A 23,821-nucleotide genomic window follows, 5' to 3' on the forward strand; every position below is an offset into this window, starting at 1 on the left:
GCTCGGTCTTTGACCGGTTCCGAGCGGTCTATGCTCAGCCGCCACGCGGGCTTAACCGCCATCGCGCCTCTCAGGGCACGAGATAATGGGCCGACCAGTCCTTCTTCGGCACCGCGTTGCCCAGCGTATAATCAAATGAAAGCACGCTCATGCCATCGGCACTGGTGCGGCAGGAATAGGAGAGGCGATACCAGGTCTCGCCGCTGCGCACCGCCGCCCCCGGTGCCTTGATGGCGGTGCCGGACACCTGCGTGTCGCTAAACGCATAGGCCACCAGTTCGTCGGGGTGCAGGTCCTTGCGGGCTCGGCTGATTTCGCCCATGGCGCGGGCGTTGCAGCGCTGCTCCATGCGCGTGCCAGGGGCGAGGGAAAGCATTTCCTTGTCGTGCGCGCCGCTGGTGAAGCTCTGCTGGCTATGGGAGGCGGCTAAGGCGCCGCTCGCATCCAGCAGCGCCAGCGCGAACGCGGCACGGGCACAGAAAATGGAGAGAGGAGTGGTCACGGGGGCGGGTCCTCGCCGATGCCTGTTCCGAAGGTCGAGGCGCAGCCTCACGCGATTCCCATGGCCAAGATGAGGCAAAGTATCATCAAATCGCGCATGACCTAAGGCGAAGCCTCATCAAACCTCAGTGCTCCAGATCCTTGTCGATGAGCTTGAAGGCGGGATCGAACTTGAGATCGTAGACGCGGCCGTCGCCGCATGTGGCATCGTCCACTTCGAAGATGCCATCATCGACATCGATGGTCCCGCCGGTGCAACCTTCCCGCGCCATGGCGGCAAGCACCTTGGCGCGATCGGAATCGGTCAGCGCGCCATCGGCCCATGCGGGCGCGGCAAGGAGCAGCAGACAAGCGCAGATCGGGGCGAGGCGTTGCATGATCGGTCCTTCCGGCTTCCGGCTCGGGTCACTGGGCGTTGCCGGCGCGATCTAGTCGCGCGGGCGGCCCTTGTTGGGCTTGGCCTTCCCACCCTTGCCGGCGCCGGGCGCCTTGGGGGGATATTTGGTCGCCGCCTTGGGCGGCTTGCCCTTGCCGAACGCGCCTTTCACATCCGTGCGGCCGGTGCCGGCGGGCCGCTCGATGGCCGCCGGATCGTAAGCCGGCTTTTTCGCCCGGAATGAGGGACGGCGGGCGGCGGGCGCCGGATCGCCGGTCAAGGGCTCGATCGGCACGTCGCCGCCCTCGGAGGCGCGGGCGTTGGCCAGAAAACTCTCGGCCAGATCCTCGGCGATCTCGAACACGGTCTCGCTGTCGAAGATGCGGATCGAGCCGATGTCCTGCTTGGTCACCACGCCGCGTCGGCAGATCAGCGGCAGCAGCCATTTGGGATCGGCATTCTTGCGCCGGCCCACCGGCATGCGGAACCACACGCTCGCTCCGCCCGGGCCACCGGCACCGCCCGCGCGGCTTTCGCGGGGCGCGCGCTCGGGGCGACGCTCCTCGCGGTCGCTGTCGCGCAGGCGCGCCGCGCCGCGCCCCTCGCCGGGGTCGAACACGTCTTCCGGCGCCGGCAGCCGGTCGCGATAGAGCCGCGCCAAGGCGGCCGCCACCTGCTCGGGCGAGCGCTCGGCGAGGATCGCCTGGGCAAGCACGAGATCCTCGGGCGAGGGCTCCTCGTTCAGCAGCGGGTCAGCGAGCATGCGCTCCTGGTCAAGCCGACGGATGTCCTCGGCGCTGGGCGGGCCGCTCCACACCGCGACCACATTGGCGAAATGCAGCAATTGCTCGGCCCGACGGCGGCGCGAGGGCGGTACGAGCAGGACACTGACCCCCTTGCGGCCTGCACGTCCCGTGCGGCCGGAGCGGTGTTGGAGGCTTTCCGCGTCGTGCGGCAGGTCGGCATGGATGACGAGGCCGAGATTGGGCAGGTCGATGCCGCGCGCGGCGACGTCGGTGGCTACGCATACGCGCGCACGCCCGTCGCGCAGGGCCTGCAGCGCCTGGTTGCGCTCGTTCTGGCCCATCTCGCCGGACAGCCCGACCCCGGCGAAGCCGCGCTCCTGGAGGATGGACAGCAGGTGGCGCACGCTCTCGCGGGTGTTGCAGAACACGATGGCCGAGGGGGATTCGAAATAGCGCAGCAGGTTGACCACCGCGTGCTCCATCTCCTTGGGCACGATGCGCACGGCGCGATATTCGATGTCCGCATGCCCGCCCTGGGTATTCGCCACCTCGATGCGCATGGCATCGTGCTGGTAGCGCTTGGCGAGGGCGACGATGCCGCGCGGCAGGGTGGCCGAGAACAGCAGGCTGCGGCGGCTTTCCGGCGCGGCGGAGAGGATGAATTCCAGATCCTCGCGGAAACCGAGGTCGAGCATCTCGTCGGCCTCGTCCAGCACCGCCACCTGAAGCGCCGAGAGGTCGAGCCCGTTGCGCTCGATATGATCGCGCAGCCGGCCTGGGGTGCCGACCACGATGTGCACGCCTTCCGACAGAAGCCGGCGCTCGCGGCGCGGGTCCATGCCGCCGACGCAGGCGACGATGCGCGCCCGCGCGTTCTCGTACAGCCATTCCAGCTCGCGGTGCACTTGCAGGGCGAGTTCGCGCGTGGGCGCGACGATCAAGGCCTGGGGGGCACCGGCGGCACCGAGGAACTCGGCTTCGCCGAGCAGGGTCTCGGCGATGGCAAGGCCATAGGCCACGGTCTTGCCGGAGCCCGTCTGCGCCGAAACCAGCAGATCGCGCCCGGCGGTTTCCGGGGCGAGCACGGCGGCTTGCACCGGCGTCGGCTCGTTATAATCGCGGGTCGCGAGTGCGCGGGCGATGGACGGGGAGGGGGTCGAGAAAGCCAAAGGCGAAACCTGTTTCGATAGGGCGCGAGCGCCGTGTGGCGCTCCGTTCGTGAAGCGCCGGATGTGAAGCGCAACGGCATTGGCATGCAGTCCTTGCGAGAAGGAACTGCCCCACGCGGCCGTCGCGCGAAAATGAAAATGCGCCCCCTTCTAGCCGAGGGCGTGGCGGGAAGCCATGGAAACCGTGCGCGCACCTGCCCCGCGTCGCGTGCGCGCCGGCCGAGGGTGGGGACTCGCGAGGGAACTGCGGGCACCTCCGGGCGGTTGCGGGCGGGACGCGTGGAGAGCGATGATGCGCCGGGGCGGGACGCAACCTCGCGCCTGTCGTGCGCGCCCATAAGCGCCGTGCACGGCATAATTCAGGAGACGTGCCATGATATCCGCCTCGCCATCCTCCCCCAACGCCACCGATACATCCAACGACGGACTGTCGCGTCGCGACGCGCTTGTGCTCGGCAGCGCGGCAATCGCCGCCAGCGTGTTCATGCCCCATGTGGCGCGGGCGGCCGCGCCCTTCGTCATGCCGCCCTTGCCCTATGCGGAAGATGCGCTCGCCCCCACCATTTCCGCGCGCACGGTCGGGCTGCACTACGGCAAGCACACCAAGGGCTATTACGACAAGGTCAACGTACTCTCGGCCGGCAAGCCTTATGCGGACATGACCCTCTCGGAGATCGTCGTCGCGTCGAAGAAGGCCGGCGACACCGCCATGTTCAACCAGTCCGCCCAGGCCTGGAACCACGATCTCTATTGGGCGAGTTTCAAGGGCGGTCCCGCGGCCCCCGCCGGCGCCTTCGCCAAGGCGGTGGAAGCCGATTTCAAGACGCTTGACGCCCTCAACACCAAGATGACCGAGACCGGCGACGGCGTGTTCGGCACCGGTTGGGTATGGCTGGTGCGCGAGGGCGACGGGCTCGCGGTTCTTGGTATGAAGGACGGGGCCAATCCCTTGCCGGACGGCAAGAAGGTACTCCTCGGCATCGACGTGTGGGAGCATGCCTATTATCTCGACTATGAAAACCGGCGCACCGCCCACGTCGCGGCGGTCCTTAAGGACCGCGTGAACTGGCAGGTCGTCAGCGATCGCTTCGGCTGACCCCCAGCGCCCGGCATCGCGAGGCCCGCACGTCGCGCGCGGGCCTCGCCCTTGCTAAATCCCAATATCTTCGAGCCGAACACCGGTGGTTTCGATGCGGAAGTGCCAGGTGACCCAGGCGCCGACGAGCGATGTGCCCACCAGGATGTAGAGCAGCGGCTTGGTGCCGAGATCCAGCAGCAGGATCGGGAACAGGAAGGCGGTCAAGACCGCGCCGATCTTTGCGAAGGCGGCGGCAAAGCCGGCGCCACGGCCCCGAATGTGGGTCGGGAAGACCTCCCCGGCCAGCAGATAGGTCTGCGCGTTCGGCCCCATGTTGGTCATGAAATTGAACAGCATGAACCCGGTGTAGATGAGGAAGATCTGCGCTCCGCCGGTGTAGTCGACTGAGAACGAGGCAATCAGCAGCCCGGCCGCGCAGCCGATGAAGCCGAACACCTGGAGCGGGATGCGCCCGACCTTGTCCGCCAGCATGACGGCGGCGCAGATGCCGACGATCAGCAGCAGGTCGATGAAGGCCGCGCCTTCCGCCGCCAGCATGTCGCTGGCGATGATGTCGGTCAGGTCGTGGTGCACACTGGTGTGCGAGCCGATGGCGGCAGCGAGAATGGTGGGGGTGAAGATGCCGATGCCGTAGGTGCCGAGATCCTGCAGGAACCAGGGCACCGAGGCGAGGATCGTCGCGCGCAGGTTCCTCGCCTTGAACAATGACCAAATGGTCCGCTCATGGTGCGCATGCGCGTGGGCGTGGCGCGGCTTCAGCTTGATCTGCTTGGGATAGTCGGGCCTGCGCTTGAGCAGCTTGTGCACTTCGCGCTCGGCCTCCGGCAGGCGGCCGTGGGCCACCAGCCAGTGTCCGCTCTCGGTCACGTAGAAACGGCCAACCAGCACCACGACTGCCGGGATGATGGCGCTCGCATACATCAGTCGCCAGGCGTTGAGGTCCGGCGCGAAGGTCAGGATGAGATAGCCCACCCCAGTGCCAACCAGCGCGCCCACCGCCTGGAAGCCGAACGCGCTGAGCACCAGTCGGCCGCGGGCGCTGGTGGGGATGCTTTCGGAAATCACGAGGTGGGCGGTGGGATAATCGCAGCCCAACGCCACGCCAACGCCGAACAGAAAGAACACCATCCAATAGAAGGTCGGCGCCACAGACAAGAGGATCAGAAACAGGATGAACAGCGCCATTTCGGCGATGAACATGAGTTTGCGGCCGAACTGATCGGCAAGACCGCCGAGGAACAGCGCACCGATCAATATTCCGAACAGGCTCGCCGCACCCACGAGGCCATGCTCGAACGCACCCATGGAATATTCGACCGCCATCAGCGGCATGGCCACGCCAGTCATGAACACGACCAGCCCCTCGAAGAACTTTCCCGCTGCCGCGAGTCCCCAGATGCGCCATTGCATGGCGGTCATGGGCGTGACGGATACTTCCGTCCCGTCGCGCCAAAGGGGGCGCTCGTCGATATATTCCTGAACGGAGCGCGCCTCCATCGTCGCTGGCGATGGCATAGGCACCTGCATGTCGTTCATCGTCATTCCCCCGCAGTTCTCGCACTGATGCGCAACGGCGATGAACACCATATGACAGCCCAGCCCTGGTCGCTGCGCGAACTCTCGGATATGAAAGGCTTTTACACGGGAGGCTCGGGGATGGCGGCGCGTTGCGAAGGGCTCAGTCGGCCCATCTTTGGCATGATGGGGCTGGTGCTGGCGGGTATGGCCGCCGGGTGTCAGGCTCCGGGGCCGAGTTGGGGCACGGGCACCGTCGTCGAGACCGGTCCGTTCGACAGCGTATCTGAGACGGTGGTTGGTATTCCTGCACCCACCGCAGCGCCGCGCGTATTTCAGTGCACCGGGCCATGGGCGCCAACCACCTCGGAAGTCAATCTGATCGCTGATTTCGGCGCGCAGGCCATCAGCCGCGCCGATGTTCAGGAGCCGGACGGCTCAACCGGGCCCGGCTCCGTGTTGCTGGCGGGCAATTCCAAGCTGCGGCTGGACGTAGCCTGGGCCGACGGTCTTGGATATACCGTGCCGACCCGCGTCGCCTTCACTGAGGAAAGCGCCTGGAGCGTCGCCGGGGTTCGCATCGGCTCTTCGCTCGCGGACGTGGAACGGGCCAACGGGCGCGCGTTCCGCATCCAGGGCTTCGGCGGCAATGGTAGCGGCGTGGTGGTGGACTGGCAGAAGGGCGCGCTCGCGAACATGCCCGGCCCGTGCCGTCTCGGCGTTCAGTTCGCACTTTCCGCCGCCGCTTCGGACGCGGCGCAGGCGAAGGTCTCTGGACCGAAGACCTATCTCTCCTCCGACCCAAATATCCGTGCGCTGAAGCCCACGGTCGGCCTGTTCTGGGTCAATTATCGCTGGTAGAACTCCACCGTTGCCCCGTCGATGGGTCGGGGAGCAATTGCGGAGCGTGTCATGTCTGAAACCAGGACACCCGAGCGGACGTCTTCCCGCCGCTCTCTCGCCTTCGTCTTCGTGCTGGGCATCGCCTGCACGGTCGGCGCCAATGCGCTGCTGTCGTCGGCGCGGGCGAACCAGCCGTTCATGGACGCAGCTCTCGCCTCGCTCCGTGCGGCACGGGCCAATCTGATCCAGGCGGAGCCCAATAAGGGCGGCCACCGCGACCGGGCCATTGACCTGGTGGATCGGGCGATCAACCAAGTCGAGGAAGGCATCGCCTTCGCCGCCGGTCAGTAAGGCCTTATCCTCTCCCAAAATGCGCGGCTGGCGGCGGATCTCAATCCGCCGTCAGCCGCGTCCGTCCGGGAAGCCCCTGCGTTCCCCTCGGGTTCAGAGCGGTTCATCGTTTCACGAACGAACGCCCTCATGTGGAGCATGATCGCCTTTTCCGGGCGAACTGGCGTGCTTGGGCGAGGATTCTATGTCCCTGGAGCGATCCGGGGTGGATAGGCGAGCGCGCCTTCGCACCACTTCGCCACCCGCAGCAGCTTCATATCCTCGCCGAACGGCGCCACCAGCTGGATCCCCAGCGGAAGGCCGCGCGGACCGGTGCCAGCCGGCAAAGCGATGGCCGGCACGCCGAGCGTGGTCCACGGCACGCACAGGCCGGGATCGCCGGTTTCGCCAAGACCCTCGGGAGCTTCTCCCGTCGCCGGCGCGGTCAGCAGCACATCGAAGCCTGCGAGCACGCGCGTGAACTCCGCCCGCAGCGCCGTCTGCGCCGCGCGGGCGGCGAGATAATCGGTGGCCGCGATCGCCGCGCCCCGCTCCACCAGCGCTTGCAGGCGGGCCGAGGTCTTGTCCGGGAAACGGGCCACCAGATCGGCGAAATTGGCCGCGCCCTCGGCGCCGCACAGGGTCGCGGAAATCGCCGGCAATTGGGCGAACGCCTCCGGCAGCGTCACCGCCTGCACCGTCGCGCCCGAACCGGCGAACCGTGCCGCCGCCATTTCCATCAGCGCGACCTGGCTGTCCTCCAGGGCCGGCGCACCGGCCGGGCGCAGCCAGGCGATGCGCGGCGCCGGGAAAGGCGCGACGCCGGCGACGCCGAACGGGAAAATCGTGCGCCGCGCGGCGCCGGGCCCGCCCGCCAGCAGCGAAAGGACGAAGGCGACATCGTCCACGCTGCGGGTGAACAGGCCGAGATGGTCCAGCGATTGGGAGAGATCGTGCACGCCCTTCAGGGCGATGGTGCCATAGCTCGGCTTCAGCCCGACCACGCCGCAATAGGCGGCGGGGCGCAGGACCGAGCCGAGGGTCTGGGTGCCCAGCGCCACCTGGACCGAGCCGCTGGCGAGGGAAGCCGCCGAGCCCGAGGAGGAGCCGCCCGGCGTGTGGCCGAGATTCCAGGGATTGCGGGTGGGGCCGGGCTCGCGCCAGGCGAATTCGGTGGTGATGGTCTTGCCGAGGATCGTCGCGCCGAGATCCTTCAGGCGGCCGACCACATAGGCGTCTTCCGCCGGCTGATGGTCCACATAGATGGCCGAGCCAAAGGTGGTGGGCATGTCGGCGGTGGCGATGAGATCCTTCACGCCGACCGCGACGCCGGTGAGGGGGCCGGCGCCGGAGGTCACGGCGGGCGCCTCGGCGGGGAGATGGGCGAAGGCACGAAGCTCGCCTTCCAGGGCCACGGCGCGCGCGTGGCTGGCGGCGATCAGATCCTGGGGCAAAGCTTCGCCTGCGGCCAGGGCGCGCACGATGTCGAGCACGCCGGCGCTGGTCTTGAGGGCAGTCATGGGAAGGTCCGGAACGGGAGGGAAGCAGGCGGGACGCATCGTCCGGGCGGGCGGGGCCGCGCCATGCGCGGCGCGGGTGGCTTGCCTTCCTTCGGAAGAGCGCGCCGGTGCCGCGGCGCCATGGCCGAGCTTCGCCCGATCCGGGTCTGAGGTCCGTGAAAGCGGGGCTTCGGCGGCGAAGGGTGAGAACCCCGCCGAAGCCCCCTGACGCACGAAAGTCAGCGCGTCAGTTGGTGGGCATGGCCATGGCCTTGTCGATATAGGTGCGCGGCACGAAGGTCTTGTAATCCGGCTGGCCGGAGAGATTGCCGAGCGCGATCTGGGTGTCGAGCGCGAGGGTCAGCGCGGTCGGGGTGATGTCGACGCTGGTGGGATAGACGTTGTCGGCCAGCATGCGCTTGGTGGCGGCGGCGACCACATCGGGATCGAGCTTCGGGAATTCCTTTTGCGCGATCTCGATGGTGCGTGCCTCGTTTTTGTGCATGAAGCGAACCGCCATCTCCAGGCCATTGGTCAGGCGCTGGGCGAGATCGGGATCGACATCGGTGCGGGCGGTGATGGTGGAGAAGGCATAGGGGCCGTACAGCTTGGGAAAGCCGAGCACGACCTTCATGCCCTTGGCCACCACCTGGTCGAGGCCGGGTTCATACATGACGGCGACCTTGGCCTGACCGGCGACGAAGGGGCCCGGTTCGGTGCCGAGAGGAACCTGGATCATCTCCACGTCCTTGTTGGCATCCATGCCGTTTTCCTTCAGCAGCTTGATGAACAGCGAGGTGCTGGTGGTGGGCATCAGGCCGGTGACGATCTTCTGGCCCTTCAGGTCCTTGACGCTGTCGAACTTGAAGTCGGGCGTCGCGGCGATCCACACCGCGGCACCGTTCACCACATTGGCGATGGTGTTCACCGGCGCGCCCTTGGAGGCGGCGATCGCCGTCCATTCCGGGCCGTGCAGGGAGAATTGCGCGCTCTTCGAGATCACGGCCGAGAGGGCAACCGAGCCCGAGCCGGCGCTTTCCTTGGAGAGATCAAGGCCCTGCTTTTCAAAGAAGCCCTCATCCATGGCCACGTAGAGCGGCAGATAGAGCATGGACTGGAAGGCCTGTGAAATGGTGGCCTTCTTCATCTCGACCGCAGAGGCCGGAGCGAGCGTGGCGGAGGAAAGCGCCAGGGCAAGGGAAAAGGCGCCCAGTTTCGGCAAGAAAGTCATGTGGACATGTCTCCGGAAAACAAGAGGTCAAACGTTGATCTGGGTGCCGCCCATCTGCTGCTTCCAGGGAAGCAGGCGCTGTTCGGTGACTTCGACCATCTGGTAGAAGAGAAATCCGACCAGCATCAGCGTGAACAGGCCGGCCCAGACCGTATTGAGGTCGTACAGGCTTGAGGCGACGTAGATCACATGGCCGAGGCCATGCTGGGAGGAGATGAATTCGCCCACCACGGCACCGACCAGCGCGAAGCCGATATTGATGCGGAAGGTGGCGATGATCGCCGGCAACGTGGACGGCGTGATCACCCGCTTGAAGATCTGGTGCTTGCTGGCGCCCATGGAGAACAGCAGCGCCTGTAGATCCTTGTCCGCGTCCTTCGCCGCCTGATAGGCGGTGATGAGGGCGACGATGGAGGTGAGCGAGATGGCGAGCGCCACCTTGGAGGTCAGCCCGGTGCCGAACCACAGGATGATGATCGGCGCCAGCGCGATCTTCGGCACCGAATTGATGGCGGCGATGAACGGCTCCACCAAACGGGCGACGAAGGCCGAATACCAGAGCGTCAGCCCGATCACCGAGCCGATCACGGTGCCGAAGGCAAAGCCGAGGATCGCCTCGAACACCGTGTAGCCGGTATCGACGAACAGCGAGCCGTCGGCGACCATCGAGACCAGCACGTGCAGGACGCCGCTCGGCTGTCCGACGAGGAAGGCATTGAGCCATTCCATCCGCACCGCCACTTCCCAGAGCAGGAAGAAGGCTACAACGGCCAGGATTTGCAGCACGCCGCGACCGACCGTGGAATCGAAAACATTGCGACGCCTGTTGGCACGCAGGTGCCTGCGGACGCTGGTTTTTGCGAGTTGAGCCATCTCAGTCATGCGCTCGCCCTGGTCTGAATGTCGAGTTCCGCGCACAGCGTGTTGAAATAGCTGGAGAAGCGAGGGTCGCTGCGGGCGGCGATGGGGGAATGTTCGTTGAGCGCGATATCGTGAACCGCCTTCACCCGGGCCGGGCGCTGGCTGAGCACGACCACGCGCTTGGAGAGCGCGACCGCCTCGTCGATGTCGTGGGTGACGAGAATCACGGTCTTGTGGAAGGTCTCCACCGCTTCCATCAGGATGCCCTCCAGATAGAGGCGAGTCTGGTAGTCGAGCGCGGAGAACGGCTCGTCCAGCAGGAGGATGTCAGGATCGAGGACCAAGGTGCGGATCAGCGCCACGCGTTGGCGCATGCCGCCCGAGAGCATCTTGGGATAGGCGTTCTCGAAGCCCGACAGGCCGAACGTGGACAGATATTCGCGGGCCGTGTCCATGGCCTGGCGCGGATCGACGCCCTTCGTCTCCAGCCCGAGCAGGACGTTGTCCAGCACCGTGCGCCAGGGGAAGAGCAGATCCTTCTGCATCATGTACCCAACCTTGCCGCGCAGGCTGTCCACCTCCTGGCCGCGATACATGAGCATGCCTTCGTCGGGGTCGACGAGGCCGGCGATGATGTTGAACACCGTCGTCTTGCCGCAGCCGCTGGGACCGATGATGCTGACAAAATCGCGTTCGTGGATGTCGAAGGTCAGGCCGTCGAGCACCTGGGTGGGACCCTGCTTTCCGGGAAAGCTCTTGCGGATGCCGTTGAGGCGCAGTTGCACTTTAGGTGATGACATGGCGTCTCCTGTCTGCCGCCAGTCCATAGGCAACCGCTGTGCCAAATCCCGGAAATGTTGCAGTGCAAGGGATTTGGCGAGTGCGGCCGACGTCCCATAAATAGGCAGATAGGTGGAATGCCTCGGATTCAGGCAGATGGTGCCTTTTCGTGCATAATGAATGCAGATTTCACGATGACGTGACGCGAGCCGTGCAATTGCCCTTTTGGCAGGGCAGCATGGTTTCGGCGGATGAGCGCATGCGCTGCGCATGCAGGCGGGGCGGCTGAGGAAACTGCGGATGGACTGGGTTTCATTCTGGGATGGTGCGAACGCCATTTATGTGAACGACCGCCACAAACAGGTGCATTATGAGCGACTTGCGAGCGATCTCGCGAGCTTCGTCCCAAGCCCCGCGGCGCGCGTGCTGGATTATGGGTGCGGGGAAGCGCTGGCGGCCCTGGCGCTCGCGGGCCGATGCGCGCATCTCACGCTGAGCGATGCTGCACCTCGCGTCCGCGAGAAGCTAAAGGGTCGCTTTTCCGGCCAGGCGACAATCGCGGTGCGTTCTGTCGAGGAGGTGGAGGCGCTTGCAGACGGCAGCTTTGATCTCGTGATCGTCAATTCGTTGGCGCAATATCTCTCTCGCGCGCAATTGGAGGGGCTACTCGGGCTGTTCCACCGGTTGCTCGCGCCAGGGGGGCGGCTGCTCCTTGCAGATGTCATCCCTCCCGGCGTCGGCGCGGCGCGCGATGCGACCGCGCTGCTGGGATTCGCGGCACGTGAAGGCTTCTTCTTTGCCGCCATCCTGGGATTGGCGCGCACGGCGGTCTCGCCTTACCGCAAGCTGCGGGCCGACCTGGGGCTCAGCACTTATGATGAAGCCGATGTACTGGACCTGCTGAAGGCGGCCGGTTTCTCCGCCACCCGGCATCGCCCCAATGTGGGGCACAATCAGGCCCGCATGGCTTTCGTCGCAATCCGCTAAGCGCGCGCCCACTGTCGAGGCGCCGTCGCGCAATTCAACCGGCGTCCTGACGCTGTGGTCGCTTTTCCGCGAAGGCCCACACCCGGTAACCGCTGAAGGTCCAGCACAGAACCAGCGCGCTGGTGAGGAACTGGGCCAGCAGATAGAATACGCCGAGCCGATGGACGAACACGTCCATCAGCACTCCGTTCAGCACGAAGGCGACCCCAGCCACTGCGAAATAACGCGGTATGGCGCCGGCGTGCGAGCGTGTGGACTTGAAAGTGAAACGGCTGTTGAGCGTGTAGGTCACGCAGCTTCCCACCACGAATCCCACCAGGGAAGCGGAAACCGGGCCGATCAAATCCCATTCCACCAGCGCGCCGAGGACGAGGAAATGGAAGAACAGGGCGGTGAATCCGACACCCAAGAAGGTCGCTAGCTGGATCAACAGCGGGCGGTGCTGCGATAGGATCTGGCGGAGGGCGGGGGGCACGGGAGGGTGGACTCCGAACATAGGGCCATGGAGGCGTCTTCCGTCGCGTCCAAATATGGTCTAAGGAAGCCCAATAGCGCGTCGGGAAGAGATAATTCAACGCCCGGGGCAGCGTCGACCGTCACTCGTACGGTTTCCATTCATCAGGGGCGCGCTTCCCGCGGCCCTTTTTTTGCGCCCGCTGAGCGCCCGCGAGACATGCCGAAACGCACTGACCTCGAAACCATCCTCATCATCGGCGCCGGCCCTATCGTCATCGGACAGGCCTGTGAGTTCGATTATTCCGGCACCCAGGCCTGTAAGGCGCTGAAGGAAGAGGGCTACCGGGTCGTCCTGGTGAACTCCAATCCGGCGACCATCATGACCGACCCGGACATGGCGGACGCAACCTATATCGAGCCGATTACGCCGGAGATCGTCGCCAAGATCATCGAGAAGGAGCGCTATGTCCGCCCCGGCGGATTCGCACTCCTGCCCACAATGGGCGGTCAGACGGCGCTGAATTGCGCCCTGTCGCTCAAGCGCATGGGTACGCTCGAACAGTTCGATGTCGAAATGATCGGCGCCACCGCCGAAGCCATCGACAAGGCCGAGGACCGCGAGCTGTTCCGCGAGGCCATGACCAAGATCGGCCTCGACACGCCCACCTCGCGCCAGATCAAGACGCTGGCCCAGGCGCTGGACGCGCTCGATATCGTTGGCCTGCCGGCGATCATCCGGCCGTCCTTCACCATGGGCGGAACCGGTGGCGGCATCGCTTACAACAAGGCCGAGTTCATTGAGATTGTCGAGCGCGGCATCGATGCTTCGCCCACCAGCGAAGTCCTGATCGAGGAGAGCGTGCTCGGCTGGAAGGAGTATGAGATGGAGGTTGTCCGCGACAAGGCGGACAATTGCATCATCATCTGCTCCATCGAGAACATCGACCCGATGGGCGTGCACACCGGTGATTCCATCACGGTGGCACCAGCTCTGACGCTGACCGACAAGGAATACCAGATCATGCGCGATGCATCGCTTGCGGTGCTGCGCGAAATTGGTGTGGAAACCGGCGGCTCGAACGTTCAGTTCGCGATCGACCCGGAGAGCGGCCGCATGATCGTCATCGAGATGAACCCGCGCGTGTCGCGTTCCTCGGCGCTGGCCTCCAAGGCCACTGGCTTCCCCATTGCCAAGGTCGCCGCGCGCCTCGCCGTTGGCTACACCTTGGATGAGATTGAGAACGACATCACGGGCGGCGCCACGCCGGCCGCGTTCGAGCCGACCATCGACTATATCGTCACCAAGATACCGCGTTTCGCCTTCGAGAAGTTCCCCGGCGCCGATACCACGCTCACCACCTCGATGAAGTCGGTGGGCGAGGCCATGGCGATCGGCCGCACGTTCCAGGAGAGCCTGCAGAAGGCGCTGCGTTCGCTGGAAACCGGCCTCACTGGCCTCGACGAGATCGAGATCGGCGGGCTTGGTCATGGTGACGATAAGAATGCCGTGCGGGCGGCGCTCGGCACGCCCACGCCCGAGCGCCTGCTCTATGTGGCGCAGGCCATGCGGCTCGGCATGAGCGACGAGCAGATCCATTCCGCCTGCAAGATCGACCCCTGGTTCCTGGCCGAGATCCGCGGCATCGTGGAGGCAGAGAACAAGGTGCGGAAGTTCGGCCTGCCCACCACCTCCGGCGCATTACGTGGCCTGAAGAGCATGGGCTTCTCCGACGCGCGCCTTGCCGGCCTTACCGGCCTTGGTGAGGACGAGGTGCGGGCGCGCCGGCACGCGTTGGACGTGCGCCCGGTCTACAAGCGCATCGACACGTGCGCTGCCGAGTTCGCCTCGCCCACCGCTTATATGTATTCCTCCTACGAGCGCCCCTTCGGCGTGGCGCCAGCCGACGAGGCGCGGCCGTCCAACGCCAAAAAAGTGGTGATCCTGGGCGGAGGCCCAAACCGCATCGGGCAGGGAATCGAGTTCGACTATTGCTGCTGCCATGCCGCCTTCGCCCTGAAGGAAGCTGGCTATGAAGCGATCATGGTCAACTGCAATCCCGAGACCGTCTCCACCGATTACGACACTTCGGACCGGCTCTATTTCGAGCCCCTGACGGCCGAGGACGTGCTGGAACTGATCGACCGTGAGCGCGCTTCGGGGACGCTGGTGGGTGTGATCGTGCAGTTCGGCGGCCAGACGCCGCTGAAGCTCGCCCATGCGCTGGAGCAGGCGAACGTGCCGATCCTCGGCACTTCGCCCGACGCCATCGACCTTGCCGAGGACCGCGACCGCTTCAAGCGCCTGCTGAACCAGCTCAAGCTGCGCCAGCCGGACAACGGCATCGCCTATTCGGTGGAGCAGGCCCGCATCGTGGCGGCGCAGCTCGGCTTCCCCCTGGTTGTGCGGCCCTCCTATGTGCTGGGCGGGCGGGCGATGCAGATCATCCGCGAGGAAGGCCAGCTCGGCGACTATCTGCTGGAGACACTTCCCGGCCTGGTGCCGCAGGATGTGAAGGCGCGGTATCCCAACGACAAGACGGGCCAGATCAATACGGTACTGGGCAAGAACCCGCTGCTGTTCGACCGCTATCTCTCGGACGCCATCGAGGTGGACGTTGATGCGCTGTGCGACGGCAAGGACGTGTTCGTTGCCGGCATCATGGAGCATATCGAGGAAGCCGGCATTCATTCCGGCGACAGCGCCTGCTCGCTCCCGCCCCATTCACTCTCGGCAGAGATGATTAAGCGGCTTGAGCAGGAGACCTCGGCGCTCGCTTTGGCGCTGGGCGTGGTCGGGCTCATGAATGTGCAGTACGCCCTGAAGGGCGACGACATTTATGTGCTGGAAGTCAATCCGCGTGCCTCGCGCACGGTGCCGTTCGTTGCGAAGGTGGTGGGCGTTCCCATCGCCAAGATCGCGGCTCGGGTGATGGCCGGGGAGAAGCTTTCGAGCTTCGATCTCGTCAAGCAGAACATGAACCATATCGCGGTTAAAGAAGCTGTGTTCCCGTTTGCGCGCTTCCCCGGCGTCGACACGGTGCTTGGCCCGGAGATGCGCTCCACCGGCGAGGTGATGGGCCTCGACACCGATTACGGCGTGGCCTTCGCCAAGAGCCAGATCGGCGGCGGCACCAAGGTGCCGAAGGCCGGCACGGTGTTCGTCTCGGTGAAGGAGAGCGACAAGGAACGCATTCTCCCCACCGTGCGTTTGCTGCAGGAGCTTGGCTTCCGGGTGATCGCAACCTCGGGAACGCAGCGCTACCTGGAAGAGCAGGGAATCGCCGCGGGCAAGATCAACAAGGTGCTCGAAGGGCGCCCGCACATCGTCGATGCGATCAAGAACGGCGAGGTGCAATTGGTGTTCAATACAACGGAGGGTGCGCAGGCGCTGGCGGACAGCCGCTCGTTGCGCCGGGCGGCCCTCTTGCACAAAGTGCCATATTACACCACGCTGTCTGGAGCCGTTGCTGCGGCGCAGGGGGTCAAGGCCTATGTCGGCGGCGACCTCCAGGTGCGCGCGTTGCAAAGCTATTTCGGCGTCGGTGCATCTAAGGCGACGGACAAGGCGTCCGTAACCTGAGGGCTCAGCCCCTTCAAGTGCGCGAGTACGGACTTGCGCGCGAGAAGGGCGCGACTGCTTGAAGGCGCGCCGTAAACCGAGACGGTGATCGTCGCGCGATTGCGGTATTATATTCAGCGCCGGATGGGGGATCCCCCACCGGCGGGCGATCTCTGAGTCGCTCCGTTTCTAGGAGGTTCTACGAAGGACCCATGGATAAGATTCCCATGACCCAGGCCGGTTTCTCGGCCATGGAAGTTGAATTGCGCAACCGTCAGCAGGTGGAGCGTCCAAGGATCATCGCTGCGATCTCCGAAGCGCGCGCCCATGGCGACCTTTCGGAAAACGCCGAATATCACGCCGCGAAGGAGCAGCAATCCCTGAACGAGGGGCGGATCGCCGATCTGGAGGACAAGATCTCCCGCGCGGACATCATCGACGTGTCGAAACTCTCCGGCGATACGGTCAAGTTCGGGGCGACTGTGACCCTCGTTGATGAGGACACAGAAGAAGAGAAGGTGTGGCAGATCGTTGGCGACAACGAAGCCGACGCCAAGGCCGGGCGAATCTCGATCTCCTCTCCCGTTGCACGGGCTCTGATCGGCAAGCAGAAGGGCGCTTCGGTCGAGGTGGTGACGCCGAAGGGCGCACGATCGTTTGAGATTGTCTCGGTGCGCTGGATCTGAACCGGCTGGCCATCGCCGCCGCGATTTCCTTAAGGTCGCGAATTTCCCTTCCCTCACCCTCCCCCGCACGCGGGAGAGGGAACGGGAGGAGAGATCTCGCGGCGAAGATCAACGCACCCCAGACGCATCAGGGAAAGCCGGGCGGTTACCTAACCTCAATAACTTACGCGCGGCTTGCTCACTCCGGCATCTCTATGGTTTCGAGCGGCACGATGGGCGCATTCTTCGCTTGCTTCAGCGTGAGCGCTGTCTTCACGTTTCGCACGTTCGGCGCCGCGGTCATCTCCAGCACGAAATTCTGGAACGTGCGCAAGTCCGGTGCCACGCAGAGCATGAGGAAGTCGACGTCACCGGAGAGCATCCAGGCGCCGCGCACCAGCGGCCATTGGGCGATGCGCTCCTGGAAGGCGGAAAGGTCCACTTCCGCCTGGCTGATGAGATGCACCATGGCGAAGCCCATCAGATCGTAGCCCAGGCGCTTCTCATCCAGTAGGGCGCGATAGCCCTGGATGATTCCCTCTTCCTCAAGACCACGCACGCGACGCAGGCAGGGCGGGGCCGAAATCCCGACGCGACGGGAGAGCTCCACATTTGTCATTCGCCCGTCCCGTTGCAGCTCGGCCAGGATCTTCCAGTCCACGGCGTCGAGATGTGAGGTCAAGGGTCACTCCTTCAGGGCGTTTGCGCCGCACCTTAGTGAAGCGGCGGTTGCGTGCAACGAAATAATATTTCGCAAGTCGCCTGGGGACAGCGCCCCTGAACCCTATTCAGGTGCAGGCGACGCCTTGTGGGACTGCGCTGCTGACCCTACATTCACGCATAGCTCGCGCCCGAAAGGCGCCAGAAGCGGCAGTCCTGGCCCTTGCACCCTTCGCAAGCGGAGGGATTGCTCCCGGTTCGAGGTTGTCATGCCTGCCCATCACGCATCCGCCACGCACGTCAAGGTCGTCATCATCGGTTCCGGACCGGCGGGATATACTGCTGCTATCTATGCCGCCCGCGCGATGCTGGAGCCGGTCCTGATAGAGGGCATCCAGCCCGGCGGTCAGCTCACAATCACCACGGACGTCGAGAATTACCCCGGCTTCGCCGATGTAATCCAGGGTCCATGGCTCATGGACCAGATGCGCGCCCAGGCCGAGCACGTGGGCACGCGAATAGTCTCCGACCACGTCTCCAGCCTCGATCTGTCGCACCGCCCGTTCCGCCTCACCACGGAGTCGGGCGCGGCCTATGTGGCGGACACAGTGATCCTGGCCACAGGCGCGCAGGCGCGCTGGCTCGGTATCGCCTCGGAGGAGACCTATCGCGGCCTCGGCGTGTCCGCCTGCGCGACCTGTGACGGCTTCTTCTATCGCGGCAAGGAAGTGGTGGTGGTCGGCGGCGGCAATACGGCCGTGGAAGAGGCGCTCTTCCTCACCAATTTCGCCTCCAAGGTCACGTTGGTGCATCGCCGCGACCGGCTGCGGGCGGAACGCATCCTCCAGGATCGCCTGTTCGCCCATCCCAAGGTGAACGTGGTGTGGAACGCTGCCCTCGAAGAGATCGTGGGGGAGGAGGATCCCTCCCGCGTCACGGCGGTGAAGCTGCGCGACGTGCATACCGGCAAGGTCGCCGAATTGCGCACCGACGGCGTGTTCATCGCCATCGGCCATGCGCCGGCGACCAGCCTCGTCGAGGGGCAGGTGAAACTGAAGGACAGCGGCTATGTGTGGACCGCTCCCGATTCCACCGCCACCTCGGTGCCCGGCGTCTATGCCGCGGGCGATGTGGCCGACGATGTTTATCGCCAGGCGGTGACGGCCGCCGGGCGGGGGTGCATGGCGGCTTTGGAGGCAGAACGCTTCCTCGCGCTCAACGAGGTCTCGGCGGCGGCAGAGTAGCGTAAGGGCGCAAGAATGGACTGGGACAAGCTTAAGGTTTTCCACGTCGCAGCCGAGGCGGGATCCTTCACCCATGCGGGTGAGACCCTCGGCCTGTCCCAATCCGCCGTGAGTCGGCAAGTGTCGGCCCTGGAGCAGGAACTGAAGGTGCCCCTGTTCCATCGCCATGCGCGCGGTCTCATCCTGACCGAGCAGGGCGAGCTGCTCTATCGCACCGCGCATGAGGTGTTCCTCAAGCTGGAATCGGCGCGCGCCCAGCTGACCGATAGCCGCGAGAAGCCCAATGGCGACCTGCGCGTCACCACGACGGTCGGGCTCGGCACCCATTGGCTGACCGCGCGGGTGGGCGAGTTCGTGGACCTCTATCCCGATATCCGCATCCAGCTCATCCTCACTGACGAAGAGTTGGATCTCGCCATGCGCGAGGCCGACGTCGCGATCCGCATGCGCCAGCCGGTGCAGCCGGACCTGGTGCAGCGCAAACTGTTCACGGTGCATTTCCACGCCTATGCCTCGGCGGACTATCTCAAGCGTCACGGCCATCCCCGAACGCTTGACGAATTGGATAAGCATCGCATCCTGCTGCTGGGTGGCCCCATTCCGAGCTATTTCCAGGGCCTGAACTGGCTGGAGCATGCGGGGCGTGAGGGCGGGCAGCCGCGTGTGCCTGCATTTGAGGTCAACAGTGTCCTTGGCCTGAAGCGGGCAGTGGAGCGCGGCGTCGGTATCGGAACCTTGCCGGACTACCTTTCGGACGACTCCACTTCGCTGGTGCAATTGTTCACCGATCGCGAAACGCCTCAGCTTGAGGCTTATTTCACCTACGCTCAGGAAATGCGCTCAGTGGCGCGTATTCAGGTGTTTCGGGACTTCCTGATCTCCAAAGCGCAGCGGTGGAGCTACTGAATTATGACAAAGGCCGCCGCTGCCTGCGGTGTGAGCGCGCGGTAGCCCAGCGTCACGCACATGCCTGACATGCGATCATTTTGCATTGCAATCTGCCCAAGGAAGGAGCAATTTCTCCTTGCACTGCTTGCATCCTGTGCGGTGCAGCAGCTGTTCCCCTCTGGAAGGTTCGCCGCTCTGCGGCGATACTTGCCGGGCCTCTCACGAGGTCCGGCACTTTTCTTTCCGGCCCCTTATCCATGCTGGTTTCGTGACTGCTTGCGGGAACCGTCGCGCGATGTCCGGCCTTCTTCTCTTCATACGGAGAAGAACCTGATGTCTTTCCTGGAACGCCATCTGCCCCTACACCGCATCCGCTTCGGCGCAGGGCCGTTTCCCGGCAACCCGGACCCGGTTCGGCCTCCTGGGCAGCCTGGGCCCTTTACCGATCCGATTGGTGACCCCGAGGATGTGCCCGATCCTGGGCCTGACCTCCCTCCGATTCCGGAGGACGACCCGAGCCGCGAGCCGCGGCGAGATCCGTTTCCCGAGCCCGATCCGATTGATGATCCCTCGCCGGAGCGCACCGATCCATTGCAGGCGCGGGTGAGCCAGCGGAGCGCCCCAAACGCAGGGAAGTTCTGTGGTTCATCGAAGCGCTTTCGGATACATCTGGTTTGTCCGTAGCTTCGAAATAATAGCGCCGCACCTGATCTGCCCGACAAGACACGGCAATCATGGGCATGCTGCCACGCGCATATGATTTTGGAATTCACCTAATATTGCGTGAGACGCACTCTGCGATTGAAGATGTCTCTTCAGACCGTCGGCGGTCCGGCAAAAAAAGACGGCGCGGTGCCGAGTGGCCCGCGCCGTCGTTGTATTCAGTTGATGTCAGCTCTTCTTGGCAGCCACGCGGCGCTTTGCGGCAGGCTTGGCGGCCGGGGGAGCCGCAGCTGCGGTCTTGCGGAGCTGGCCGAGACCGGAAGCCTTTGCCAATTCGGAACGGGCGGCAGCATAGTTGGGGGCGACCATGGGATAATCGCTCGGCAGACCCCACTTGGCGCGGTACTCTTCGGGTGTCAGGTCGTATCGCGTACGCAGATGACGCTTCAGCGACTTGAACTGCTTTCCGTCTTCCAGGCAGATGATGTAATCGGGCGTCACCGATTTACGAACGCTGACGGCGGGAGTCAGCGGGACCACCTCAGGTTCCTTGGCGGTCTGGGTCAGGTTTGCGATAGAGGTGTGGACGGTCTCGATCAGGTTCGCGATCTCGCTGGCCGCCACCGAATTATTGCTGACGTAGGCCGCTACGATCTCTGCGGCGAGCTCCACATATATTGCATTCAAGGCGGGGTTGGATTCGTCGGTCAATGAAGTCGTCCTTATTCTTGAGTGATGCTTTATTGCCTCATCTCATTGACAACCGCAAGTCTTCGGCGATTTTCGCGTTAAAATGGTATCCCGCGATTTTTGCATGCGACGATGAAGAGAAGCTGCGTTTTCACTACCGTGAAGACGCAGGACGGGTGCCGAATTTCGGACACATTGCGTCAGGTTAACTTGGCGTGAGTGTACCCAACGTTTTTCCGCAACCCTTTATTTCATCGATATTTGGGACCTTGTGCGCTCGCCGAAAAGGTGCGGGCAGCGCGCCGCGTGCGGCCGGCGGAAGAGCAGAGGAAGAGGTATCTTTTATGCTACCGGCTCTTCTATTCTCGCCCCGCATTTGGCGATATTTTTTCCCACAAATCACGTCAGTTACGCTTGCCCAAACGTAAATGTGAACCGGGCTGGAGCCGAAGTAGAATCAGCATCGCGTTAATCCGAAATGTTTCTGCGCCCCGGCCCCATCTCATCCATGTGGCACCATTCCAGCAAACTTTCTTAGCTGGGCAATGTGGCTATGCCTCCCTATGCTCCGCACGCGGCGCATCGATCGCAAAACTGGGAGCCTTCTTAATGCTTTCTCGCTTTGCTCGCTCGACAGCAATTGCTGTCGCAACGATGATGGCGGTCGCGCTTCCGCTTCAGCAGGCCAATGCCTGCACGTCGTTCTTGCTGCACTCATTGGACGGCGGCTTCGTCTATGGTCGGACCATGGAATTCGGCCTTCCCATGCAGTCTCAATTCACGATCGTGCCGCGCAAACTGGCTCTGGTGGGAACTGGGCCGGACGGCACCCCCAACTCTGGACTGCCTTGGGCCACGAAATTCGGAGCGGTCGGCCTCAACGGTCTTGGCCTCTCGATCCTTGTGGATGGCATGAACGAGGCGGGCCTTGCCGGCGGCCTGCTTTATCTGCCCGGGGTTGCCGAATATCAGGAGGTCGCTCCGGGAGAAGCGAAGACCTCGATCGCTTCCTACGAATTGCTGCTCTATGTGCTGACCAATTTCGCAAGTGTGGAAGAGGTCAAGGCCGGGTTGCCCAAGATCAAGGTCAACCGTTCCATTCAAACGACCTTCAAGATGGCGGTCCCGCTGCATATGACGCTTCACGACGCGAAGGGCAAGAGCGTCGTCGTCGAATACATCGGCGGTGAATTGAAGATTCACGACAATCCGACGACCGTGCTGACCAATGCCCCGAATTTCGACTGGCATATCGCGAATCTCGCCAATTATCTCAATCTGTCGGCCTACGATCCCAAGCCGATCAAGATCGGAGACTTGACCCTCACTCCGCCAAGCACTGGCACCGGCGCCTTGGGCCTTCCGGGCGATGTGTCCTCCCCTTCGCGCTTCGTCCGGGCGTTTCAGTATACGCGCGCCGCGCCGCCGCTCGCCAAGAGCAAGGATGCGGTGGACCTTGCCTTCCACCTGCTGAACACGTTCGATATCGCTCCAGGGATCGTGCGCACGGAGGCGGATTCTCAAGCTGGCGGCGGCGTTGCCGGCATCGAGACTACCGAATGGGCGGCAGTCGCCGATCTCAAGACCAAGCACTATTATGTTCGGACCTTCGAGAATAGCCAAACCCAGTTTCTCGATCTCAACAAAGCCGATCTGGACGCCAAGGCCATCAAGATGATGCCCATCACGGTGCCGGCCACGGTGATCGACGTGCTGCGCTGACCGGCGCACCGGGGGGGGCCTTTTGGCCTCCCCCTGGCGTGTTCTGGTCCTGGCGCGGCGCGGCGGAAGCTATGCCCCGCGCCAGACAGGCGGACGCTTGGAGGTGAAGGCGTCCACGCCCTCGTGGAAGTCGCCGCTGCCATAGGCAGTACGTACCAGGTCGCCGTCCTCCGGGTTGAGGTCGTCGCAGAGCCGGCGCAGGGCTTCCTTGGTGACCCGCATGGTCACGGGCGCCTGGGAAGCGATGCGCGCGCACATGTCATCCAAATGAGTGTCCAGTGCCTCGGGCGCCACGACGCTGACGTAGCCCGCCGGCAGGCTTTCCGCGGGGAGCAGTTCCGCGAGCAGCAACATGCGCTTCACGGTCGGCAGGCCGAGCGTCCGGGTGAGCCGACGCAGGTTCGCTGCCGAAAGGCAGTTCCCCAGCGTGCGGGCAATAGGAACGCCGAAACGTGCGCCGGGAGTTGCCACGCGGAAATCGCAGGCATTGGAGATCGCCATTCCTCCGCCGACCGCAAAACCTTCGACAACTGCGATGCTCGGCATCGGCAGGCGTTCCAGAGCGCCGATGAAGCCTTCCACTTTGGCTTCATAGGCAATCCCGTCCTCTCCCGAGGTGAACGCGCGGAACTGCTCAATGTCGGTGCCGGCCACGAATGCCTTGCCACCGGCGCCCCGCAGCACCGCGACGCGCACCGTATCGGCCTTGGCCGTGAGCAGTTCGCACGCTTCAGCCAATTGTTCGTACATGCGCCAGGTCATCGCATTGCGCGCCGCCGGCCGATCGAAGGTCAGGCGCGCAACAGGCCCTGAGATTTCAAGGCGCACCGTGCCGGAATCGGTTGCGGGTGCGGTGGCGAGGGTCGGGGTTTCGGTCATGGTTCGAAGGCTCCTCCGCTGCGTAGGGCGTCCACGGCCGCTCCGACCACACCCAATTCGCTGAGAATAGCCTCGGTATGCTCGCCGAGCAGCGGGGGATGCAGCCGCACTTCCTGCGGCGTGCCCTGCAGCTTCACCGCAAAGCCGATATTGGGCACGGTCCCCTCGATGGGGTGTGGCACGTCCATGCGCATGTTGCGATGTTTTCCATGGGCGCTCTCGAACGCCTGGGGATAGGAATACATGGGCCCGGCCGGAATGCCGGCCGCTAGGAGACTCTCGACCCAATCTTCCGAGGTGCGGGTCGCAAAGACCTTCTCCAATTCCTCGATCAGCACCTCACGATTGGCAAGACGGGAGGAAATATCCTTGAAGCGCGGATCGTCGATCAATTCCGGCCGGCCGAGTTGCTCGCACAAGGCACGATAAAGCTTCTGGCTCGTGGCACCCATGACGAA

Annotated in this window: 22 protein-coding genes; 9 read left to right on the plus strand and 13 right to left on the minus strand. The window is 64.2% G+C overall.

The genetic code is table 11. The features are described from left to right. Positions 1–70: 70 nt before the first annotated feature. From V5F77_RS03915 to V5F77_RS03925, 3 genes are all read right to left on the minus strand, one after another. Positions 71–502 carry a DUF930 domain-containing protein gene (locus V5F77_RS03915; protein WP_429004008.1) on the minus strand — a complete coding sequence of 144 codons (432 nt, stop codon included), beginning with the start codon at positions 500–502 and terminating at the stop codon, positions 71–73. 124 nt (positions 503–626) lie between these two features. Further along, a complete protein-coding gene (locus V5F77_RS03920; RefSeq protein WP_429004009.1) occupies positions 627–878 on the minus strand; it encodes a PepSY domain-containing protein in 252 nt (83 codons plus the stop codon). Positions 879–929: 51 nt separating this feature from the next. Further along, positions 930–2,792 carry a DEAD/DEAH box helicase gene (locus V5F77_RS03925; RefSeq protein WP_429004010.1) on the minus strand — a complete coding sequence of 621 codons (1,863 nt, stop codon included), beginning with the start codon at positions 2,790–2,792 and terminating at the stop codon, positions 930–932. Between the two features lie 373 nt (positions 2,793–3,165). Here V5F77_RS03925 and V5F77_RS03930 point away from each other — a divergent pair, with 373 nt between their 5' ends. Beyond that, entirely contained in the window at positions 3,166–3,888 is a 723-nt protein-coding gene (locus V5F77_RS03930; protein WP_429004011.1) for a superoxide dismutase, read from the plus strand. A gap of 54 nt (positions 3,889–3,942) precedes the next feature. Here V5F77_RS03930 and V5F77_RS03935 read toward each other — a convergent pair whose 3' ends face one another. Further along, a complete protein-coding gene (locus V5F77_RS03935; protein WP_429004012.1) occupies positions 3,943–5,427 on the minus strand; it encodes an MFS transporter in 1,485 nt (494 codons plus the stop codon). A gap of 120 nt (positions 5,428–5,547) precedes the next feature. Between V5F77_RS03935 and V5F77_RS03940 the strand changes: the two genes are divergently transcribed. Continuing rightward, entirely contained in the window at positions 5,548–6,267 is a 720-nt protein-coding gene (locus V5F77_RS03940; RefSeq protein ID WP_429004013.1) for a hypothetical protein, read from the plus strand. 51 nt (positions 6,268–6,318) lie between these two features. Then, positions 6,319–6,600: a hypothetical protein gene (locus V5F77_RS03945; RefSeq protein ID WP_429004014.1), complete on the plus strand. Its 282-nt coding sequence runs from the start codon at positions 6,319–6,321 to the stop codon at positions 6,598–6,600. A 182-nt stretch (positions 6,601–6,782) separates the two neighbouring features. Here V5F77_RS03945 and V5F77_RS03950 read toward each other — a convergent pair whose 3' ends face one another. The 4 genes from V5F77_RS03950 to V5F77_RS03965 form a co-directional block, all read right to left on the minus strand. Next, a complete protein-coding gene (locus V5F77_RS03950) occupies positions 6,783–8,099 on the minus strand; it encodes an amidase (RefSeq protein WP_429004015.1) in 1,317 nt (438 codons plus the stop codon). 226 nt (positions 8,100–8,325) lie between these two features. Next, a complete protein-coding gene (locus V5F77_RS03955; protein ID WP_429004016.1) occupies positions 8,326–9,309 on the minus strand; it encodes an ABC transporter substrate-binding protein in 984 nt (327 codons plus the stop codon). A gap of 27 nt (positions 9,310–9,336) precedes the next feature. Beyond that, entirely contained in the window at positions 9,337–10,191 is an 855-nt protein-coding gene (locus V5F77_RS03960; RefSeq protein WP_429004017.1) for an ABC transporter permease, read from the minus strand. Then, positions 10,188–10,970 carry an ABC transporter ATP-binding protein gene (locus V5F77_RS03965; protein ID WP_429004018.1) on the minus strand — a complete coding sequence of 261 codons (783 nt, stop codon included), beginning with the start codon at positions 10,968–10,970 and terminating at the stop codon, positions 10,188–10,190. The genes V5F77_RS03960 and V5F77_RS03965 overlap by 4 nt, the downstream gene beginning before the upstream one ends. 280 nt (positions 10,971–11,250) lie before the next feature. Between V5F77_RS03965 and V5F77_RS03970 the strand changes: the two genes are divergently transcribed. Then, the gene (locus V5F77_RS03970) at positions 11,251–11,937 is read left to right on the plus strand and encodes a class I SAM-dependent methyltransferase (RefSeq protein WP_429004019.1); all 687 of its coding nucleotides are present in this window, start codon (positions 11,251–11,253) and stop codon (positions 11,935–11,937) included. A 34-nt stretch (positions 11,938–11,971) separates the two neighbouring features. Here the strand turns inward: V5F77_RS03970 and V5F77_RS03975 are convergent, their stop codons facing one another. After that, positions 11,972–12,412, minus strand: a complete 441-nt coding sequence (locus V5F77_RS03975) for a GtrA family protein (protein ID WP_429004020.1) — start codon at positions 12,410–12,412, stop codon at positions 11,972–11,974. Positions 12,413–12,610: 198 nt separating this feature from the next. Between V5F77_RS03975 and carB the strand changes: the two genes are divergently transcribed. Together carB and greA are read left to right on the plus strand one after the other, a co-directional pair. Then, positions 12,611–15,973, plus strand: a complete 3,363-nt coding sequence (gene carB / locus V5F77_RS03980) for a carbamoyl-phosphate synthase large subunit (RefSeq protein ID WP_429004021.1) — start codon at positions 12,611–12,613, stop codon at positions 15,971–15,973. A 191-nt stretch (positions 15,974–16,164) separates the two neighbouring features. Then, entirely contained in the window at positions 16,165–16,638 is a 474-nt protein-coding gene (gene greA, locus V5F77_RS03985) for a transcription elongation factor GreA (protein WP_429004022.1), read from the plus strand. A 178-nt stretch (positions 16,639–16,816) separates the two neighbouring features. On the opposite strand, the gene V5F77_RS03990 is transcribed toward greA, so the two are convergent. Next, positions 16,817–17,299 (minus strand): Lrp/AsnC family transcriptional regulator, encoded by a 483-nt coding sequence (locus V5F77_RS03990; RefSeq protein WP_429004023.1) that lies wholly within the window; start codon positions 17,297–17,299, stop codon positions 16,817–16,819. Between the two features lie 247 nt (positions 17,300–17,546). Between V5F77_RS03990 and trxB the strand changes: the two genes are divergently transcribed. Both trxB and V5F77_RS04000 read left to right on the plus strand, forming a co-directional pair. Further along, a complete protein-coding gene (gene trxB / locus V5F77_RS03995; protein WP_429004024.1) occupies positions 17,547–18,521 on the plus strand; it encodes a thioredoxin-disulfide reductase in 975 nt (324 codons plus the stop codon). A 15-nt stretch (positions 18,522–18,536) separates the two neighbouring features. Continuing rightward, positions 18,537–19,427, plus strand: coding sequence for a LysR family transcriptional regulator (locus V5F77_RS04000; protein WP_429004025.1), 891 nt, complete (start codon positions 18,537–18,539; stop codon positions 19,425–19,427). An 873-nt stretch (positions 19,428–20,300) separates the two neighbouring features. On the opposite strand, the gene V5F77_RS04005 is transcribed toward V5F77_RS04000, so the two are convergent. Then, positions 20,301–20,783, minus strand: coding sequence for a MucR family transcriptional regulator (locus V5F77_RS04005; RefSeq protein ID WP_429004026.1), 483 nt, complete (start codon positions 20,781–20,783; stop codon positions 20,301–20,303). A gap of 198 nt (positions 20,784–20,981) precedes the next feature. On the opposite strand from V5F77_RS04005, the gene V5F77_RS04010 reads away from it, so the two are divergent. Next, the gene (locus V5F77_RS04010) at positions 20,982–22,484 is read left to right on the plus strand and encodes a linear amide C-N hydrolase (protein WP_429004027.1); all 1,503 of its coding nucleotides are present in this window, start codon (positions 20,982–20,984) and stop codon (positions 22,482–22,484) included. Positions 22,485–22,553: 69 nt separating this feature from the next. Here the strand turns inward: V5F77_RS04010 and V5F77_RS04015 are convergent, their stop codons facing one another. Beyond that, a complete protein-coding gene (locus tag V5F77_RS04015) occupies positions 22,554–23,363 on the minus strand; it encodes an enoyl-CoA hydratase/isomerase family protein (RefSeq protein WP_429004028.1) in 810 nt (269 codons plus the stop codon). Next, on the minus strand, positions 23,360–23,821 hold a 462-nt coding region (locus V5F77_RS04020; RefSeq protein WP_429004029.1), incomplete at its 5' end, for a CoA transferase. The genes V5F77_RS04015 and V5F77_RS04020, both read right to left, overlap by 4 nt.

Origin of the sequence: Roseixanthobacter psychrophilus, from assembly GCF_043195195.1 — a bacterium.
Taxonomy (GTDB): domain Bacteria; phylum Pseudomonadota; class Alphaproteobacteria; order Rhizobiales; family Xanthobacteraceae; genus NCEH01.